The organism is Schaalia sp. JY-X169, from assembly GCF_014069575.1.
In the GTDB taxonomy this organism is placed as follows: domain Bacteria; phylum Actinomycetota; class Actinomycetes; order Actinomycetales; family Actinomycetaceae; genus Scrofimicrobium.
The window spans coordinates 729,475-749,466 of sequence record NZ_CP059675.1 but is presented as its reverse complement, the minus strand read 5'-3'; the positions used below and the strand labels follow the sequence as shown (position 1 = coordinate 749,466).

Annotated in this window: 14 protein-coding genes; 6 read left to right on the top strand and 8 right to left on the bottom strand. The window is 58.8% G+C overall.

What is annotated here, in order from left to right; all coding sequences use genetic code 11:
* Positions 1–12: 12 nt before the first annotated feature.
* The 6 genes from ndk to ileS form a co-directional block, all read right to left on the bottom strand.
* Positions 13–489, bottom strand: a complete 477-nt coding sequence (gene ndk / locus H2O65_RS03320; protein ID WP_182142178.1) for a nucleoside-diphosphate kinase — start codon at positions 487–489, stop codon at positions 13–15.
* Positions 490–505: 16 nt separating this feature from the next.
* Positions 506–1,201, bottom strand: coding sequence for a dihydroxyacetone kinase phosphoryl donor subunit DhaM (dhaM, locus tag H2O65_RS03315; RefSeq protein ID WP_182142177.1), 696 nt, complete (start codon positions 1,199–1,201; stop codon positions 506–508).
* Positions 1,202–1,203: 2 nt separating this feature from the next.
* The gene (gene dhaL, locus H2O65_RS03310; protein WP_182142176.1) at positions 1,204–1,854 is read right to left on the bottom strand and encodes a dihydroxyacetone kinase subunit DhaL; all 651 of its coding nucleotides are present in this window, start codon (positions 1,852–1,854) and stop codon (positions 1,204–1,206) included.
* Between the two features lie 118 nt (positions 1,855–1,972).
* A complete protein-coding gene (gene dhaK / locus H2O65_RS03305; RefSeq protein ID WP_182142175.1) occupies positions 1,973–2,968 on the bottom strand; it encodes a dihydroxyacetone kinase subunit DhaK in 996 nt (331 codons plus the stop codon).
* A gap of 741 nt (positions 2,969–3,709) precedes the next feature.
* Positions 3,710–5,359 (bottom strand): folylpolyglutamate synthase/dihydrofolate synthase family protein, encoded by a 1,650-nt coding sequence (locus tag H2O65_RS03300; protein ID WP_182142174.1) that lies wholly within the window; start codon positions 5,357–5,359, stop codon positions 3,710–3,712.
* 36 nt (positions 5,360–5,395) lie between these two features.
* On the bottom strand, positions 5,396–8,749 hold the full coding sequence (ileS, locus tag H2O65_RS03295; RefSeq protein WP_182142173.1) for an isoleucine--tRNA ligase: 3,354 nt from the start codon (positions 8,747–8,749) through the stop codon (positions 5,396–5,398).
* Positions 8,750–9,178: 429 nt separating this feature from the next.
* Here ileS and H2O65_RS03290 point away from each other — a divergent pair, with 429 nt between their 5' ends.
* From H2O65_RS03290 to H2O65_RS03270, 5 genes are all read left to right on the top strand, one after another.
* The gene (locus tag H2O65_RS03290; RefSeq protein ID WP_182142172.1) at positions 9,179–10,033 is read left to right on the top strand and encodes a formate/nitrite transporter family protein; all 855 of its coding nucleotides are present in this window, start codon (positions 9,179–9,181) and stop codon (positions 10,031–10,033) included.
* A 169-nt stretch (positions 10,034–10,202) separates the two neighbouring features.
* Positions 10,203–10,679 (top strand): single-stranded DNA-binding protein, encoded by a 477-nt coding sequence (locus tag H2O65_RS03285; protein ID WP_182142171.1) that lies wholly within the window; start codon positions 10,203–10,205, stop codon positions 10,677–10,679.
* A gap of 109 nt (positions 10,680–10,788) precedes the next feature.
* On the top strand, positions 10,789–12,795 hold the full coding sequence (locus tag H2O65_RS03280; RefSeq protein WP_182142170.1) for a M13 family metallopeptidase: 2,007 nt from the start codon (positions 10,789–10,791) through the stop codon (positions 12,793–12,795).
* A 61-nt stretch (positions 12,796–12,856) separates the two neighbouring features.
* Positions 12,857–15,421: an aminopeptidase N gene (pepN, locus tag H2O65_RS03275; protein WP_182142169.1), complete on the top strand. Its 2,565-nt coding sequence runs from the start codon at positions 12,857–12,859 to the stop codon at positions 15,419–15,421.
* 178 nt (positions 15,422–15,599) lie between these two features.
* Complete coding sequence (locus H2O65_RS03270) at positions 15,600–15,830, top strand: PTS transporter subunit EIIB (protein ID WP_182142168.1); 231 nt, start codon at positions 15,600–15,602, stop codon at positions 15,828–15,830.
* Positions 15,831–15,988: 158 nt separating this feature from the next.
* Here the strand turns inward: H2O65_RS03270 and malQ are convergent, their stop codons facing one another.
* Positions 15,989–18,178, bottom strand: coding sequence for a 4-alpha-glucanotransferase (gene malQ, locus H2O65_RS03265; RefSeq protein ID WP_182142167.1), 2,190 nt, complete (start codon positions 18,176–18,178; stop codon positions 15,989–15,991).
* A 128-nt stretch (positions 18,179–18,306) separates the two neighbouring features.
* On the opposite strand from malQ, the gene H2O65_RS03260 reads away from it, so the two are divergent.
* On the top strand, positions 18,307–19,233 hold the full coding sequence (locus tag H2O65_RS03260; RefSeq protein WP_182142166.1) for an acyl-CoA thioesterase II: 927 nt from the start codon (positions 18,307–18,309) through the stop codon (positions 19,231–19,233).
* Here the strand turns inward: H2O65_RS03260 and H2O65_RS03255 are convergent.
* Positions 19,223–19,933, bottom strand: coding sequence for a DNA-binding response regulator (locus H2O65_RS03255; RefSeq protein ID WP_182142165.1), 711 nt, complete (start codon positions 19,931–19,933; stop codon positions 19,223–19,225). The genes H2O65_RS03260 and H2O65_RS03255 overlap by 11 nt on opposite strands.
* Positions 19,934–19,992: the final 59 nt, after the last annotated feature.

Sequence of the window (19,992 nt, the reverse complement as noted above, 5' to 3'; positions counted from 1 at the left end):
CTGGTGGGCGTACTACAGGGTGGACTCCCCTGATTCGTCATACGACAGTTCTGGGAACCACAACGCAATCTCCCTGATCGCAGACGTTGGCGAGTCTGAACTGTGAACCACGTTTTCTACTGCGTCCCGACCCCAGTCGCGGCCCAGGTCACCGCGAATGGTGCCGGGATTTGCGAGTGTGGGGTTCGTTGCACCGGCCATGATCCTCAGGGCTTCGATGACACGATCGCCCTCAACGACCACTGCAACCAGTGGGCCTTCCATCATGTAGTCGCGCAACGCTGGGAAGTAGTGCCTGTCCACGTGTTCTTCGTAGTGCTCTTCAAGGATTCTTGCTGAAGCCTTCTTGATCTTCAGTCCCTTGAGTACGAAACCCTTCTGTTCGATGCGGTGGAGGATCTCCCCAGTCAGCCCACGACGAACTCCGTCGGGCTTAATGAGGACGAGGGAGTGCTCCTTGCTTGGGTCCAGTAGATCGGGTGTTGGCATGAAGTTTCCTCGCTTGTTAGTTCGTTCCGTCAGTGTCAAAGCCGATAGTAATCGCGTCAGCCACGGCTTGCATTGCTTCTGCAGCCTGAGCGCCCTTGGCGGTGATTGTAACTTTATCGCCTTGACGCGCCCCCAGTCCCATGATTTCTATCATGGAGTCGGCGGGAGTCCCGTTCACATACACCTGAGCATCAAAGCCTGTCACCAGTTGCGCAAGCATGGCAGCTGGCCTGGCGTGTAATCCCGCAGCGTCCGCTATGACTGCTTCCGCAGACTCGGTGCCTGGCACGGCACCACCCTGATCGACCGAGTCCTTTTCACACCACTGCAACGCGGCTTCCTTCACGGAAGCCTCAACCGCGTCTAAGTCCCCACCCTGTTGCGCGGTAACTGCCGCCGCGACCGCGCCCTCAACGAGAGGCCCGGGCACAAAACGTAATGCGTCTGGATCGTCCGCAAATTCCAGCACTGTATCAACGGTGAGAGTGGCGGAACCCAGGTCGGTGAGCAAGACAACGCCGGCACCGTCAGACACCACCAGCGCCTCTTGCACCGCGGTTTCGACTAGGTCAAAGGACGTGCCAAGCCTTCCGTCGTCTGTGCCGGCCGCGGCACGAATATGGACGTCCGCGGCCATTGCCTTGGCCAGTTCAACCAGGCCCACCCCAAGTGCGTGGGAATGAGAAACCAGTACGAGGGCGACTTTCCCCATCCCTACTCCGAACTCTCAGCAAACACTTCGGATGCAGCGTCGGCAGCAGCCTGAAGAAGCAGTGCGGAAGAAGCCGACCCTGGATCAAGGTGGCCGATGCTGCGCTCACCGAGGTAGGAGGCGCGACCTTTGGTCGCCTTCATCGGAATCGTCGCTTCGGAACCGGCATGGCCAGCAGATGCGGCTGCAGCGAACGTGGCGACAACATCGCCGCCCTCGTCAGCCACATCGTGGGCGGCCTGCACCGCGGGAAGCCACGCGTCAACCATGGTCTTCTCTCCCGCCACCGCTTTGCCACGTGCTTGCACCCCCTTCACTGCGGCTTCGAGCACATTGGCCACGTCCTGACTTGTGAGGTCACCTTCCGGCATTGCTCCTGCGCCGCGTAGGTAGGCGGTTCCATACAGTGGTCCCGCTGCGCCACCCACGGTCGAAAGAAGAGTCTTCGCCACGTACTTCAACACATCTGCGCCGCTTTGGGCCTCACTAAGACCGGGCCCGCTAACGACGGCGGAGAAACCACGGTCCATGTTCTCCCCATGGTCGCCGTCACCGATCTGACGGTCGAGGTCGATCAGCAACTCGCGATTTTCCCCGATCCTCTCGGCAGAAAGCTCCACCCAGCGACGCGCCCACGTTACGTTCTTTCCCATGACGGACTCCACTTCTCTCAAGAAAATGCCACGGATACATTCTGCACTGTTTCAAGGCGACGTAGGTGCGCCCAGCCCACAGTTGCGAGCCGGGCGCACCCACATCATGAGGATCTTGCTAGTTCTTCCAAGCTGGAGTGTCGACCGGTGCATCAAAGTAGCCGAGCATTGCGTCATCGACGCGCGTCAGTGTGATTGACACACCCGGCATCTCTAGGCTGGTTACGTAGTTGCCCACCATCGGGCGGGCTGCCTCGATGCCATCGGCTGCCAGCAACTGCGCCAACTTGCGGTAGACAATGTACAGCTCTGACTCCGGGGTTCCCCCCATACCGTTGACGAGGGCGATAACACTGTCACCTGACTTCAAGCCGAGGTCGTCACGCACCTTCACATAGAGTTCCTCGGTGAGGTCGTCGGCCGGTTCCATCGGGCCACGACGGTATCCGGGCTCACCGTGAATACCTATACCCAACTCGATCTCATTTTCCTCCAGATCGAAGGAAGGCTTACCTGCGTGGGGAACCGTGCAGGGCCCAAGAGCCAGGCCCATTGAGCGCGTGTTGGCATTAACGTCGCGGCCAATCTGTGCGACTTCACCGAGCGGCAGGCCCGCTTCCGCCGCAGCGCCGACGATCTTCTCGACAATTACCGTGCCGGCAACGCCGCGCCGCCCAGCCGTGTACAGGGAATCTTCGACCGCACAGTCGTCGTCGATCAAAACTGTCTCAACCTCGACGTCATCCATTCCCGCTAGCTCCGCCGCAGTCTCAAAGTTGAGGACGTCACCGGTGTAGTTCTTGACGATGTGGACCACCCCGGCGCCTCGGTCGGCAGCCTTCGTCGCCTCGACAATGGGGTCGGGAGTTGGCGAGGTGAATACGGCTCCGGGAACAGCGGCATCAAGCATTCCAAGTCCGACATAGCCTGCATGGAGGGGTTCGTGTCCTGACCCCCCACCGGAGATAACGCCTACCTTGCCGTCTGCTTTTGGCTCAGCGCGCTCAACCCAGTCGGGGTCAAAATGGACTTTTACCTGGTCGCCGTGAGCTGCCTGAAAACCCTCAAGGGTTTCGCGGACAACTGCTTTTGGATCATTGATGAGTTTCTTCATTGAGTACTCCAATTCTTGTGGGCGCGGGCTAAAGCCCGATCCCTCTCAATCTTGCCAGCCTGGAGCCCAGTCCGTAAGTCCCATGGCGCCCCCGCACGAAGTTGCGCGCCCGGAGATCTGGCCGCGCAACCGTGCACCGCACCCGCACCCCGCCCGCTGACCCGGCACCGCACCCGACCCCACCCACTGACCCAGCACCGCACCCTCAAATGTATACGTGGGGAACCAATGCGTGCCTGGGGTACGTACCCCAGAGGCGTTCTGGTTCCCCACGTATACATTTCGTGAGTGCCGCCGCCTGCCTGAGTGTTGGGAGTCGATGGATTGCTGTTTGCTTGTCGTTGAGGTTGGTACCGGCGCTACCCCGTGTCGTGAGGGAGCTACTTGAGCCATAGGGAGCCCGATAGGCCCAGCACAGCCAGGGATTACACCGTTATGCAAGCCTAACTGGCTCCGTGTGGCGTAGCAGGCTCCGTATGGCCGCACCGAGCTCCGTATGGCCGCACCGGCTCCGGAATGCGGCTCTTAGCAGAAGGGGCTGCGGGTATCCTTCCCGCCTCTACGACCGGTCACCGTTGCCGTCACTACCCACCTCAAACCGCGACATCGAATAGTATCGACACATTACACTGTTATTGGACCCGAAGCTGTCGATACTATTCGATTTCGCGGAGGCGGGGGCGGAGGCCGATGTGGGTGTGGGTCGCAGGGGCGGTGTGGGTGCCGCGCACCCGCACCCCGTTAGCGGCGCAGCAGGGCTGTGACCTCACCGACCAGCTGAATCGACCCGAATGCCACGATGCCGCGCGTCAATGTCGGATCCTGGGGTGTGTCAGCAAGTGCCGTGGCCCGATCGATACCGTCGGCTACGTTTTCAGCGACATGGACTCGGTCTGCGCCAAACACGTCCTCGGCAATCACTTTGAGATCTTCTAGATCTGCAGCCCGGTCCCCACCCATGGGAACGAGGACGATTTCGCTGAGGTCCGGCTCAATTTCAACCAGCATTTCTTCAATGGCCTTGTCTGCCATTGCTGAGAACAGACCGATCGTAACGTTGAAGCGGAAGGACTCGTCAAGAGCATCCCTCAAGGAGGCCACCCCGGCGGGGTTATGCGCTGCATCCACGACGACCGTTGGGGAGGTGCGTACCACCTCGAGGCGTCCGGGGGAACGAGCCGTCAAGAAGCCCTCCTCAACGACCTCGGCCGGAAGCACCTTACCGCCCATCATCGCCTCCGTAGCCACAAGGGCGGCCGCAGCATTATGCGCCTGATGCAGGCCGTGCAGTGGCACAAAGAGCTGCTCATAAACACCTGTTGGAGTGCGAACATCCACAATCTGCCCACCAACTCCTGGGGTGCGGCTTAGGACCTCCCAGTCACGACCTTCTAGCCAAAGTACCGAATCGGTTTCGAGGGCGCGGCGCTCGATGACCTCGAGGACTACCTCTTCCTGATGGCAGACAACGACGATCGACCTGTCCTTGATTATTTGTGCTTTCTCAAAGGCAATTTCGGTGAGGGTATTGCCCAGCCAGTTCTGGTGATCTAGCGAAATGGGGCTGATGATGACAACTCCAGCATCAATCACGTTGGTGGCATCCCAACGTCCCCCAAGCCCGACCTCCACAACGGCCGCATCCACGGGTGCGTCACCAAACCAGGCGAGTGCCATTATTGTCAGAGCCTCGAAATACGAAATCTGCGGCTGTCCCTGAGCAGCCGAAGCAGCATCAACCATGCCGATGTAGGGCTCCACATCCTTCCAAGCGGCCACGAACTCCGCCGGCGAAAGCGGCTCCCCATTGATGGCAATCCGCTCCCTCACATCCACAAGGTGCGGGGAAGTGTATGTTCCAACGCGAAGACCAAATGCATGCAGAAGCGCCGCAGCCATGCGGGTGGTCGATGTCTTGCCATTTGTTCCACCGACATGGATGGAAGGATAACTGTCCTGAGGATCCCCCAAAATATCCAGGACCTGCTGCATGCGGACCATCGACGGGTCGAAGTCATGCTCGGGGTTACGAGTCAGCAAAGAACGGTAGATTGCGTGTGCCTCACCGGTGGCGAGCGCCGCAAGCGCTACCTCATCGACCTCGCCCTCGGCTTCTTCGTCACCATCCTCATCTTCACCGAGTTCCCCCGCCAGAACAGCGTCGACCAGGTCCGGGTCTGCACCGGCCAGGAGGGTGTCGCGAACGATGGCGCGCAGAACATCGAGGTCGGCGTCACCTTCTTCCGCAACGGCATCCTCGCTACCGGGGGCGGCGTCGAGTCGTAGGTCGTCATCGTCTGCTTCGTCTTCCTCCTGGGCGGCGGCGAAGAAGGGGGCCATCTCCGGATCGATGCCCTGCGGTAACTGGAAGTCCTGCTCGTCATTAGCCATTGCGGCCACCTTCTTCTCTCTACTGCCTTGGGACATCTAGCGCTTCGAAATGGTCAGCGTCTGCTCATCACCGGCGCTGGCCGCCAGATCAATGGTGAGGGTTTCGTGCTTGATGAGGTCCTCGTGGACACCGAGGGCCTCGAGGCGGTCTTCAGGCACGGTTAGCGTGACATTGATGCGGTCTGCGATGTGCAGGCCCTCTGCCTTGCGCGTGTCCTGGATTTGTCGGATCAAGTCGCGCGCCCACCCTTCGGCTTCCAGTTCTGCGCTGACCAGTTTGTCGAGGACGACGAAGCATCCGGAGCCCAGCACCGTGGCGGCCTCGTCCCCTTCGGCTTCGACGCGCTCAACGAGGGAGAACTGGTTGCCAAACAACTCGACCGCGGCCCCGTCGACCTCCACGCTGGGGAATCGCACGCCTTCGCCCTCGTCAATCACTTCCCAGCCGCCTGTCTTTGCCGCTTGGAACAGTGCGGAAGTCTTAGGACGAACGGCGGTGGAGAACTCACGTGGGTTGAGTGTCAGGTCCTGACGCAAGACCAGGCCCGACCTATCCGGCGTCTCGAACTCCACTTCTTTGACGTTTACTTCCGAGGCGATGATGGGTGCGAAGCCCGCCAGAGCCTCGGCGTCACTGGAAACGACCCGCAGCTTCGCCAGGGGTTGGCGAACGCGGAGCTTCTCAGCCTTTCGCAGGGAGTGTGCTGCGGAGACGATCTCTTGGACTTCATCCATCCCCTCAACTAACGCCTCATCTTCCCAGGACGCAGGCAGATTCGGGTAGTCGACCAGGTGAATGGATTCGCCACCGGTGAGGCCGCGCCAGATCTCTTCCGTCACCAAAGGAAGTAGGGGTGCTGCAGCTTCGCAGAGGACGACGAGGGCGGTGTAGAGACTGTCGAAAGCGGCCTCGTCCTCGTCCCAGAACCGTTGACGCTGGGTCCGCACATACCAGTTGGTGATGACGCCGAGGTGGCCGACGATACGCGCGGAAGCTCGAGGCAAGTCGTATTCGTCCATCGCGACTCGCACCTCTTCGGTAACCTCGCGGGTGCGTGCCAGCAGGTAGCGGTCCATCTCAGGGAGCGCGGCAAATGCGGCCGCTGGATCTTCAACCTTATCCAGACGTGTCGGCGTGATGCCCGCGCCCTGGTTGGAGGCATTGCCGTACAGGGTCAGGAAGTAGTAGGCGTTCCACAGGGGTAGCAGCACCTGGCGAACCGCGTCACGGACGCCCTCTTCGGTGACGATCAGGTTGCCACCGCGCACCACTGGCGAAGCGAGCAGGAACCACCGCATCGCATCTGAGCCATAGGTGTCGAGGACGCCCTGAACGTCAGGGTAGTTGCGCAGGGACTTGCTCATCTTGCGCCCGTCGTTACCCAGGATGATGCCGTGGGAAAGTGACGTACGGAAGGCGGGCCGGTCGAAGAGCGCGGTTGCGAGGACGTGCAGCGTGTAGAACCAGCCGCGAGTCTGCCCAACGTACTCAACGATAAAGTCACCCGGGTAGTGGTTGTCGAACCACTCCCTGTTCTCAAATGGGTAGTGGACCTGAGCGAACGGCATGGAGCCCGACTCGAACCAGCAGTCCAAGACCTCGGGAACTCGGCGCATCATGGATTGACCAGTCGGATCGTCCGGGTTGGGACGTACGAGGTCGTCCACCATGGGCCGGTGCAGGTTGATCTCATCGGCTGGCACACCGAAGTCATCGGCCAACTTCTGGTAGGAACCGTAAACATCCATCCGCGGGTAGACGGGGTTGTCGGACTTCCACACGGGAATGGGGGCGCCCCAGAAACGGGTGCGGGAGATGGACCAGTCACGGGCACCTTCGAGCCACTTACCGAACTGGCCGTCTTTGAGGTGTTCGGGAACCCAGGTGATCTGCTGGTTTAGTTCAACCATGCGGTCGCGGAACTTGGTGACCTCGACGAACCACGACGATACGGCGCGGTAGATCAGGGGTTGGCGGCAGCGCCAGCAGTGCGGGTAGCTGTGCTGGTAGGAAGCCTGGCGCACCAGGATCGGACGCATCTCCTCACTCATCGACGCCAGCGGGCCGGAGCCTTCACGCAGGTCAGAGAGGATCAGACGGTTGGACTCGAAAACCTGCACGCCCACGTAATCGGGTACTTCAGTTGTGAAGCAACCTGAGTCATCAACCGGGACCACGGTCTTGATTCCGTTGGCCAGACAGACGTTCATGTCGTCTTCACCAAAGGCCGGGGCAAGGTGTACGAGGCCGGTTCCGTCCTCGGTCGTCACGAAGTCGGCCTGAAGTATCTGGAAGGCTTCGGGTCCGGGGGCCGCGTCCTCGTCAGAGTTAGCAAAGTAGGGGAACATCGGGGCGTAGCGACGACCAACCAGGTCGGCACCTTTGAAGCGGCTGACTATCAAGTCCTGCACCGAGGTCGGGAGCTCGCTTAGCTCCGAGGCTTCGGGAGCGATCTCCGGAGTAGCATCTGCGACTACCTCAATGCCGAACTCCTTGGCGTAGGACTCAGCAAGTGCCTCCGCGATCACGACAAGCTTGCCTGCAAGCGGGCCAGCCACCGGCAGTACCGTCACATAATCGACGTCGGGGCCGACAGCTATCGCCAGGTTTGAGGGCAGCGTCCACGGCGTGGTGGTCCAGATGAGGGCGACTTCGCCACTGGGACGCCCGTCCTCGCCCAAAAGCGCAACACCGACCGTGGCGGTCTGGTCGGTGCGGTCCTGATAGACGTCATCATCCATTTTGAGTTCGTGATTCGACAGCGGGGTCTCGTCGTTCCAGCAGTAGGGCAGAACGCGGTGTCCCTCGTAGATCAAGCCCTTATCGAACAGGGTCTTGAACGCCCACAGCGTCGATTCCATGTAGGTGGGGTCAAGGGTTTTGTAGTCATTGTCGAAGTCCACCCAGCGCGCCTGGCGGGTGACGTAGTCTTCCCACTCCTTCGTGTAGCGCAGAACGGAGCTCTTGCAGGCATCGTTGAATGCTTTGATGCCGATTCCGTCGGGACCCTCAATTTCAGACTTGTCGACGATGCCCAAGAGGCGTTCGGCCTCGATCTCTGCGGGGAGACCGTGAGTATCCCAGCCGAAACGACGTTCGACTCGGTGGCCCAACATGGTCTGGTAGCGACCGACCACGTCCTTGACGTAGCCGGTGAGCAGGTGCCCGTAGTGCGGGGTGCCGTTGGCAAAGGGAGGTCCGTCGTAAAAGACGAACTCATTCGAACCTTTGTTACCGGCTGCGCGATTTTCCACCGACTTCTTAAAGGTGTCGTCGGCGTCCCAATACGCGAGGGTCTCTTCCTCGACTGCTGGGAAGGAAGGTTTTGGGTTGACCTCTTGATCCCCGCGGTGGAGCGGGAAACGCTTCGTGGTGCCTTCTGATGCCATCTTCGTCCTCTTTCAAATCCACAACCGGTTCGAGGACGAAACGCCGGAGCCTTCCGCGGTACCACCTCGCTTGTGGCTACCGCTACGATCCTGGTTCTCCAGGTCAGAGGGCAACCACCGCTCATTAGGCTGTAACGGGCCACCCGTTCGGTTCTACTGGGATGGCTGACCGCGTGGCGCCACCTTTTCTTCCGAATGCTCCCCGGTGATACCCACTCCCCCGCATGCGCGGTGGTTTGGCCGGATCGATGCCCCTTCATGTTAGGCGACGCATGGCGCAGTTTGTAGCCCGGGGCGGCCGCTGAGAGCGTAATTGCTGTCACGTTTGCTTCAATCTTTGAGAGCAGTTGGTCGCAATTGGCGAGGTTCTGGTGGGACGGCTCGGCAATTTCCGTAGCTGTGCCGGGTTTTTCTGGGAACATTAGCCTTATGGTGACTGACAACCGCAAAATCTTTCCCGGAACAGAGTTCATTTCAACGGTGCTGCAGGCAGCAGATGCGAAGTCCTCGATGACAAAGCACCTGTCGCGTGTCTTCCTGATGCGTGCGGCGATGGCCGGGATCCTCATCGGTATTTTCTACCTGGCCAACTACTCCGTGATTGCTGCGTTTGTGGAGATCAGCCCGCGTGATGCCCGCCTTGGCTCAATCTTTGGTGCCGTGGTGTTTGGGTTCTGTCTTGTCTTCATCTACTACTCCAAGTCGGAACTGTTGACGTCCAACATGATGGTGACAACCATCGCCGTGTACTTCCGTCGCATGTCCGTGAGTCGCGCGGGGGTTGTGATGCTCCTGTGTTTCTTAGGTAACTTCCTAGGCGGGCTGCTTACGGCGATCATCGTCAAGTTCACGACACTCTTGGACGGGAGCGCTGGTGAACTTGTTACCGGCGCGGTTGAACACAAGCTGGCTTTCGTTTCTGGTGGGGCCAGTGGGATGGCAGATCTGTTCTTCCGCGCCATTCTTTGTAACTTTATGATCAACATCGCCATGTTGTTGATCTACAACGGGTTCGTCAAGTCCGATGGTGTGAAGGTTGCGGCCATGGTGGTATCAGTCCTGCTTTTCGCCTTCCTCGGCTTTGAGCACTCGGTGGCTAACACGGTCCTCTTTACCGTCGAAGGACTGAGGAACGGTATCGATGTCGGACTGGCACTTGGCAACGTGGGAATCGCACTGCTCGGCAACTTCGTGGGGGGTGGTCTGTTGATCGGGCTCTACTATGCCTATGCGAACGACTCTGAACGGCACCGTCGGACTCATCCGGCTTTGCGCGAAGAGTAGAAATACCTATCCACAGTGCACGGGAAGCGGAGTTTTCCCCAAGTTCACCGTTATTCCAGCAAAATGTCGGAACCTCCTCATAAGCTGAAGGCAGGAAATGAGAGGCGCGTCACCCCTCATCAGGTGTGATGGTGTGATGACCCGCTTCAGACTATTGAGGAGGACGCTCATGGCACTGCGAGCAGTGGCAACGGGAATGATTGCCGAACCTGTACTGCGCTGGACACCCCAGCAGAAGGCAGTGCTGGACCTACGGATTAACGCGACTGCTTCAGCGCGGGACAAGGCAAGTGGGCAGTGGGCCGACATTGGCGGTCCGCTGTGGGTTGGGGCAACGTTCTGGGATGATGAAGCGAAGCATCTTGCAGACATCCTCAGCAAGGGTGACCGCGTCAGCATTGAGGGGACGCTGGTTGTAGAGACGTTCCAGCGTCGGGACGGGACTGAGGGGCAGAAGCACATCATTCGTTTCCCACGCTTCCTCGGCATGATTCCCGGGCGCCGCCAGAGTGCGGAGGACGCTGGTGCATATGGCGGAGCCGCGCAAAGCCCCCAAAGCACATATGTAGACGCCGACCCACCGCAGTCGGGTCCCATACCTCGCGTCGACGGTGGCGGTCAGGGACCAGCGGAAGCTCCCTTCTAGGCGCGCTGATCGTCTCAGTCCACTGACTGCACCGGGGCGGCGGTAGCTGGGCATTCACCTCATCGCTTAGGAAGACAAGTGCTCCGCGCGGCGGCGCTAACATGAAGGCATGACAAGTAACAAGAACGAACTACGCGCCCACGTCCTCGAACCCGCACTGATGGACACCGCTGTCCGTCCCCAAGATGACTTCTACCGCTACATCAACGGAACCTGGCTGCGTGAGCACCAGATTCCTGCGGACCGGGCATCTGACGGCGCGTTCTATGCGCTGCATGACCTGTCTGAGAAGCGCTGCGATGAGATCGCTACGGACGCGGCAAAGGGCGCTCTTGAGGGTGCAGAGGCACGCCGGATCGGGATCCTCTACAAGCAGTTCATGGACCAAAAGACACTGAATAGCCTTGGGATCACGCCGATCCAGGGACTTCTCAACTCTGTTTCTGACGCGAAGAGCCACGAGGATCTGGCTCGCCTCTTGGGAAATTTGACCCGAAACGGAATCGGCGGCTACTTCAGTGTTGGCGTGTCGACAGACCTTAACGACACCACTAAGTACACGGCAAGCTTTGAACAGAGTGGGCTCGGCCTACCTGATGAGTCCTACTACCGGGAAGATGAATACCGGAACTACCGCGACAAGTACGTCCAGCACGTAGCGAAGCTGCTAACCCTGGCCGGTGTCTCGACTGAAGAGAAAGCGCCACTTGCAGCAGCCGAAGTCATGGAGTTTGAGACGGATCTTGCCGCTCACCACTGGGATGTTGTCCGCTGCCGTGAGATCGACCCGCAGAACAACCCAAAGACATGGGCCCAAGTCGTTGCAGAGAACCCTGGATTCGACTGGGAAGGATGGGACGCAGGCCTCGGCTTCCCCCTGGATGGAAAGAGCCTCAACGTTTCGCAGCCGGACTTCCTTGAAGCAGCATCAACCCTATGGAAGAACACCCACCTGCACACCCTGAAACTGTGGCTTGCCCGCGCCATCATCGATGGGTTCGGCCCCTACCTCTCAGATCCTTTCGCTGAAGAGACCTTCGACTTTTACGGACGTACCCTTGCCGGTATTGAAGAGATGCGCCCCCGTTGGAAGCGCGCACTGTCAATGATCGAAGGTGTCGTCGGTTTCGACATGGGGCGTCTCTACGTGGAGCGACACTTCCCGCCCGAGCACAAAGAACAGATGAGCCGTCTGGTCGACAATCTTCTGGATGCCTACCGTGATTCCATTCAAACACTAGATTGGATGAGCGAAATGACGAAGGAACGCGCCCTTGAGAAGCTCGACACCTTCATGCCAAAAATCGGCTACCCGGAAGAGCCACGTTCTTACGAGGGGCTGGATATCACCGCCGAGCGCACGCTGGTTGAAAACCTCATGGCATCGGCGCAGTTCGATATCGACTGGGAGCTCGCAAAACTGGGTAAGCCGGTTGACCGGACCGAATGGCTCATGACGCCACACACTGTCAACGCCTACTACTACCCGTCGATGAATGAGATTGTTTTCCCAGCCGCCATCCTCCAGCCACCATTCTTCAACCCGGAAGCTGACGACGCGGTGAACTACGCGGGAATCGGGGCCGTGATCGGCCACGAAATCGGCCACGGTTTCGACGACCAGGGCAGTCAGTTTGACGCCCAGGGTGAAGTGAATAACTGGTGGAGCGACCAGGACCGTGAAGAGTTCGAAAAGCGCACCAAAGCGCTAATCTCCCAGTACGACCAGTTCTCTCCCGAGGAGCTGGATGATGAGCAGAAGGTCAACGGAGCACTAACCATTGGTGAGAACATCGGGGACCTCGGTGGCCTGACAATCGCCTGGAAAGCCTGGAAGAAAGCCCTTGCAGAAAGTGGGGTTTCATCACCCGTAGATGCAGAGGTCATTGACGGCCTCAGCGGGCCCGAGCGCTTCTTCACGTCATGGGCGCGGATCTGGCGCGGGAAACAGCGCAATGACTACGCGGTCCAACTGCTCGCCATTGACCCGCACTCACCGGCCGAGTTCCGCTGCAATGGCGTCCTCGCGAACTTTGACGAGTTTGCAGACCACTACGAACTCTCCCCCGGCGATGCCCTGTGGATCTCGCCGGAGGACCGGGTCAAGATTTGGTAGATGCCGACCTTGACACCCCCCAAACCCAAGCACTTCAAAAGTAAGAAATAGAAAGGTACCCATGCCTGGCTTGAACCTAACCCGAGTCGAAGCCCGCGAACGCGCCGCGGTTATTACCAACGCTGAGAGCTACGAGGTCGCCCTCGACCTTACGACTGGCGACAAGACTTTCCGGTCGACCACAAAGATCACTTTTGACGCGGTGGAAGGTGGGGAGACATTCCTCGACCTGGTCGTCGACAGGATCCACACCGCATCCCTCAATGGCGAGGCGCTGAACCCGGCAGAGTACGCGGACAACCGCCTGCCTATCCGCGGCCTTAAAGCGAAGAACGTCGTTGAGATTGATGCAGATTTTATCTACATGCACACGGGTGAAGGCCTGCACCGCTCGGTTGACCCAGCCGACGGCAAGGTCTACCTCTACTCCCAGTTTGAAGTTCCAGACGCACGACGCGTCTACCCGACCTTCGAACAGCCTGACCTCAAGTCATCGTTCACTTTCACTTTGACGGTTCCGGAAGGCTGGACGACCTTCTCGGTCTCCCCCACGCCGCAACCAACCGCCCTCGACGACGGACGTCAGGTTTTCAAGTTTGCACCGACCCAACGTATCTCCACGTACATCACCGCGATTATCGCTGGACCCTACGAAGGGGAAACCAAGACGATCCGCTCCACGGATGGCCGTGAGATCGACCTCGGCGTCTACAGCCGCGCATCACTGGTGAAGTACCTGGATGCCAGCGACATCATGGACATTACCGAGGCCGGTTTTGCTTTCTTTGAGAATGCGTACGGAATTCCCTACCCATTCACGAAGTACGACCAAATCTTCGTGCCCGAATACAACGCGGGCGCCATGGAAAACGCGGGTTGTGTAACCTTCCGCGACCAGTACATTTTCCGGTCCAAGCCGACCGACTGGCAGTTGGAATCACGCTGCAACACGATCCTCCACGAGCTTGCGCACATGTGGTTCGGGGATCTTGTCACGATGGCGTGGTGGGATGACCTCTGGCTCAATGAGTCCTTCGCGGAGTACATGGCACACCTTGCAACGTCGGAAGCCACGCGTTGGAGTGACGCGTGGGTCGGCTTCCTGACTCGCAAAGAGTGGGGCTTGGCGCAAGATCAGAAGCCTTCCACACACCCGGTGAAAGCAGAGATCCGCGATCTGGCGGACGTTGAAGTTAACTTCGATGGAATCACCTACGCGAAAGGCGCAGCGGTTCTGCGCCAGATGGTTTCTTACGTAGGCCGCGACAACTTCTTCAAGGGGCTGCACCAGTATCTGACCAAGCATTCTTACAAGAACGCAACACTGTCCGACCTGATTTCTGAGTTGGAAATCGCATCCGGACGGGACATGAAGAACTGGGTCAGCGTGTGGGTTGAGGAAGCGGGTGTCACCACCCTGCGTCCTCAGATCGACGTTGACGAGGACGGAACACTGACCTCGCTCAACGTTCTTCAAGAGGCTTTCTCCCCGCAAGCGTCGCTACGTCCGCACCGCCTTGTCGTTGCGGGGTACGACTTGAACGAGGACGGAAGCAAGGTTGAGCGCGTCTTCTCCGAAGAACTTGATGTTGATGGGGCAAGCACGCTTGTTGCCAGTGCCGCCGGACTCAAGAGGCCGGCGCTGATACTCGTGAACGATGGGGACCTGGCTTACGCGAAGGTTCGCATGGATGATGATTCTCTGGCATTCGCCATTGCGAACATCTCCAAGTTTGATGACCCCCTCACCCGCAGAATCATCCTGGCATCTGCCTGGGATATGACCCGTGATGGGGAGTTCCCGGCATCGCGCTTCCTCAACCTGGTGTTTGAGGCAGCGCGTGTCGAGACGTCAATTGCGTCGCTGACTGCACTGCTTCGCCAGATCGACACCGCTGTGACCTCGTACGTGTCACCCGCTCACCGTCCTGCCCAACTTGGCGTTGTGGCTGACCGACTCCTCGAGTTGGCTCAGAATGCTGACCCGGGAACGGATGCACAAGAGATGTTTGTACTCGGTGCGACAAGGCGCGCTGTGACACACGCGCAGTACGAGCAGATTGAGCGCCTCTACAAGGGTGAGGACGTCCTCGATGGCCTGGTGCTAAGCGAGGACCTACGCTGGGCAATGCTCTTCGCCCTCGTACGTGGCGGTCTGGCTAATGAAGCGGATATCAACGCGCTACGCGAGGAAGACAACACTCTCACCGGAGAGCAGAACGCAGCCCGCGCCCGGGCGACCTTCAACTCTCCGGAAGTGCGCCTCCAAACTTGGGAAGCCGTGATGCACGACGTCTCGATCCCCAACGACACACGTTGGGCAATGGTGGCTGGGTTCTGGTCACATGTGACTACTTCCCCGGCGACCTACGCGCAATACGTGGAGAAGTTTTATGACCAGGTGGCACGAACCTGGGATGAACACACCTTCCACATTGCCTCCGGCATCGTCACCGACCTTGAACCGCTGCCGCTGGTCGGCTACCTCCCTGAGGTTGACGTAGTGGCACGCTCCCAGGACTGGTTGGATGAGCATAGGGAACGTCCTGACTCGCTGCGCCGCCTAATCGCCGAGGGTCGCGATGATGCTCAGCGCATGCTGCGCGCTCAGAAGGCGGACGCATAGGTATCCGTTTTCAAGACTCGGACTGCATGTGATAGGCAGCTCCTCGGTTTTACCGAGGAGCTGCTCACCTTTTGGGGATGCTCAAACGCCACCGTGCTACCTTAAAAACGCGTAGAGATTTCAGTGTCGAGGCTGCCGGGAGTTGGCCTTGGCGCGACATTAGTGAAACGGGGATCCCATGTCTCAGGCACAAGACATTCTTGCCGGACTAGGTGGCAACGAAAACATCGACAGTATTGAGCCCTGCATCACGCGCTTGCGCGTAGAGGTCGTCGATCCAACGTTGATTGATGAAAAGGCGCTCAAGCAGGCAGGAGCCTTCGGCGTTGTTCAGGTTGGGCAGACGGTGCAGGTTGTGGTTGGACCTATCGCTGACAACCTAGCCGATGAGATCAACGAGCTGAACTGAGCCCGGTGAGCACAGTCCTCGCCAAGTTCAGAACAGCTGAGCCAAGTTAGCGGGAGCGGCCCGGTAGGGGCATAGTCGCCATTGGAGGGCGCCTGGGACAGGATTGTTCCGGGCGCCCTCCATGCTTTTGGTAAGGGGCCCATGTAAGGCTGCCCCCCCTACTCCCCCATCGCCTCCCGCATCACAGCGAACAGATGGTTGCCTTCCTGGACTGCAAGATCCTCCATCCACACACGTCGGCCCTCGCCATCAGCGAGCGGAACACGCCAGTTTGGATACTCCGTGTTCGTTCCAGGGAGGTTCTGCGGCCGCTTCTCTCCGACTGCATCCACAAGCGCTGCCGCCACTAGCCTGGCGGGTGTCGCACAGATGTAGCGATGTAGGCCATCCATGAACTCAACGTCCGTCTCGTCCTCCGGAATCAAGCCATACTCCCGAAGGCGCACCGCCATCCGGTGTTGCTCCTCGCGATCCGCCGCGCGGACGTCCTCGACATCCTCAACGAGCAAACCAAGCTTGTCTCGAAGTGTCGTCTGAATTCCTTCAATGTATCCCTGCGTTGGGGGCAGGTCATGCGTGTTGACGGTGCCCAAAATATCCCGACGGTACTGGTCAGCGTGAAGCGGCCAACCTGACCCCTCTTTCTCGAACCACAGTACTGAGGTGCCCAAAATCCCCCGACTTGCCAGGTACTCACGCACCCACGGTTCCACCGTGCCCAGATCTTCACCAATCAAAACAGCATTGGCCCGGTGCGCCTCAAGAAGCAGGACTCCAACAGTTGCCTCGTGGTCGTAGTAGACATACGTTCCATCCGCGGGCGAGCCATCTTTAGGCAGCCACCAGAGTCGGAACAGACCAAGAATATGGTCAATCCGCAGCGCTCCAGCCAACTTCAGAGTCGTTGCGATGACAGTGCGCAACGGCTCGTAGCCGCGCACTGCAAGTTGCCGCGGGCTATAGGGAGGCTGGCTCCAACTCTGCCCCTGCTGGCTGTACATGTCGGGAGGCGCCCCCACATACATCCCTGGAGCAAACGCATCGCGATCTGCCCAGACCTCAGAACCTTCCGGATGTATACCTACTGCAAGGTCTGCCATCAACCCAATTTCCATACCGAGCTGCGTCGCGACGTGGTTACAGTCGGAAAGTTGGTCGAGGGCGATCCACTGCAGCCACTTGTGAAAGTCAATCTCCTCCTGGTGAGCTGCAGCGAATTGCGCTACAGCGGGTGCCAGAGGGCTTGAGAACTCGTCTGGCAAAGTCACGCTGCCAGTATCTTCGACAAGTGCTGACCAAAGTGCATAGTTCTCGAGTTGCTCACCACCGTCCATGCAGAAGCCCTGGAACAGTGCTTCACGATGAACCGATCGCGGCGCCGAGTAGATGATCTTGAGGGCAGCCAACTTCGCAGCCCAACACGAATCCCGGTCCAGCAGTACGTCGTCGTCCTCATTCATTACTGACGTTCGCAAGTCCTCTACGTCGTCCCGAACACCATCGGGAAGCATCGAGTACTCGGGAACAGATTCAGGACGAATGTACGAGACATTGAGCCACTGCCTCGTGACAGGTAAATAGGGAGAGTTCTCAATGGGCGCGAGTGGCTCTGCGGCATGCAGGGGATTGATTAGCAGAAACTGCGCGCCTTCACCGGCAGTAATGGCTGCTAGATCTGACAGATCAGAAGAGTCACCCACACCCCAAGATGAGTGGGACTGGATTGAGTAAGCCTGTGCGTTAACGCCCCAGAAACGCCGGTCGCCACGTAAAGCGGACGGATCAATGCGGTGTGGAACCACAATCAGCGGCGCTGAAACGGCCTCGGCCCCGTTCACCTCCGCAAAAACGGTGTGGTAACCCAGGGGGAAAGTACCTGGGATCTCAAAAGTGGCGCGCCCTCTCCACCGTCCGTCGACTTCCCTGGGTGGGACATAGCGGTCCAGCTGAGCTAGATCCCCTGTAGTGCCATCCTCAAGGCGGTACCAAACATGGACGGAATCACCATGGACCACGTGAACAGGCAGGTCACGCCAATCACCACGCCTCACCACGGTACAGATGGGGAGGGTGTCAAGCCACGGTGCGTCTTCAGTAGCGCGGATCGCCTCCACAACATCATGGTTGCTGGAGTGGGGGGAAACCGCCACACCCATCGCTTCCAAAACCCGTAGCAGGTTCCCCGGCTCAACCTGCTGCTGGGAGCCACCCCACGTCCAAAAGTACGTTGCGACCCCGTTTAGGTCTGCTAACTTCCTCACCAACTCGTGATCCACATCTGGGTTCACGTAGGCAGTTGTACTTTCCGTATCGGCATCTGGGCCGACTTCCAAAACGTCCTCGTTCATGGTCACCCTTTACTCCGGGAGATGGTCAACTCCTATAGATGATAGTCGCTTCTGATCATCCATGAACCCAAACCTGACCCTCACCTGGGAATTGTTCATCAAGTGGCAGAGCGAGAGAGAATAGACCTATGACTTCTCCCATTTCTGTTCCCCTGATCGATACGGAACCAGTTGCATCGGTTCTGCGGATTCTCAACTTATCTCCACTGGACGAGGACGTCTTTACCGCGCAGTCCCTCCCCCAGGTGCGGCGTGTCTACGGCGGTCAAGTTGTGGCCCAGGCGCTACTGGCAGCCGCGGCAACGGTCCCTGACCAGAACAGGTTGCCACACTCACTACACTCATATTTCCTCCGCGGAGGGAACCCCGATGAAGTCTTCGAGGTCTCTGTTGAGCGCCTCCGCGATGGACGTTCATTTTCCAACCGAAGAGTCGTTGCTCGCCAAGGTGAAAGAGAGATTTTCTCCATGATCACCTCTTTCCAAGCCACCGAGGACGGGCTGTCTTTTGCTTCTGTTGCCCCCGAAGTTGCCGGACCGGAAGAGCTGTCCAGCGCGCTCGAACTCTTCCGCACCATGGATCATCCCGTCGGAAAGTTCTTGGGCAAGACTGCGGCGTTTGATGTTCGCCACGTCCAGTCTTCCCTCTACACGGGAGCAGACCCATCAAGGAGCGGAGATCAGCAGTTGTGGATGAAGATTCGTTCTGATGTTGCCAGTGACACCCCGCAGGTTGTTCACCGCGCTCTACTGGCCTACGTTATCGACCAGGTAATGCTCGAACCCGCATTGAGGAGTGTTGGCCTCTCCTGGCTCACTCCGGGACTGTCGTTGGCGTCACTGGACCACGCCATGTGGTTTCACACAAATGTCAACATCAATGACTGGCTACTCTTCTGCGGTCATGTGGACTCAGTCGGTGGGGGGCGCGCCAAGGCACGCGCGGAGGTCTACAATCCGGACGGGCAGCCGATAGCAACCGCATCTCAAGAGGGAATGATTCGTGTCGCAAACCCGGACCATGGGGCCAACTCGCGTTGGGGCTTCAACTCCTAGAGAGGTCCCAAGGATCCCTGTCATCCCCAAAATAAGACACGACACCGTCCTCGGCTGCCCTGTGGAACAGGTCGATCCTTGACTCGACGTTGCGCCCATCTTGGCGGTACTTCTCACGAATTCGTGCCACCGACTTGTTCACGGTGTGAATGGAAAATGAGAGTCGTCTAGCGATCTGTTCCGCCGTCTCACCCGAGGCATAGAGAGCAAGAATCGCCGTCTCATTCTTCGTGAGATTCTCAGTAACGAAATCCCTATCTGCGTCGAGGGCGGCAGCCCAGTCCAACCCGGCACTCGGCCTCCCCTCGGACGCGGCCAAGATGGACTCAACCAGTTCGCTGGGGGGAGCAGATTTCCTCACGACTGCAAGAGCTCCCGCACCAATCGCTTCCCTCACCAGGACGGGGTTGTCTGCCGAAGTGTAAACGACAGTGGGCAAACCAAGTCGGTGCAAGTACCCCAGGGATTCGGCTGGTCTGGAGCCGTCATGCAGGCGAAGATCCAAGACAGCAACCGCTGGAAGTCTCAGCAGAGTTGGCACCTTATGCACCGAATCAGCATAGAAAAAATCGGCGCTGACTCCCGCTTCACTGAATGCGTGCTGCACACCAAGGAAAACAATCTCATGGTCGTCGATGACGACTATGGCGAGGGCGCCTGTACGCTCCCCATCAGGGATTTCCCGAGATATTTCGACCATGACCAATAATCTCACAAAGGTGCGGGGGGTTGACAATCCATGTCACCCCCCGTACCTTC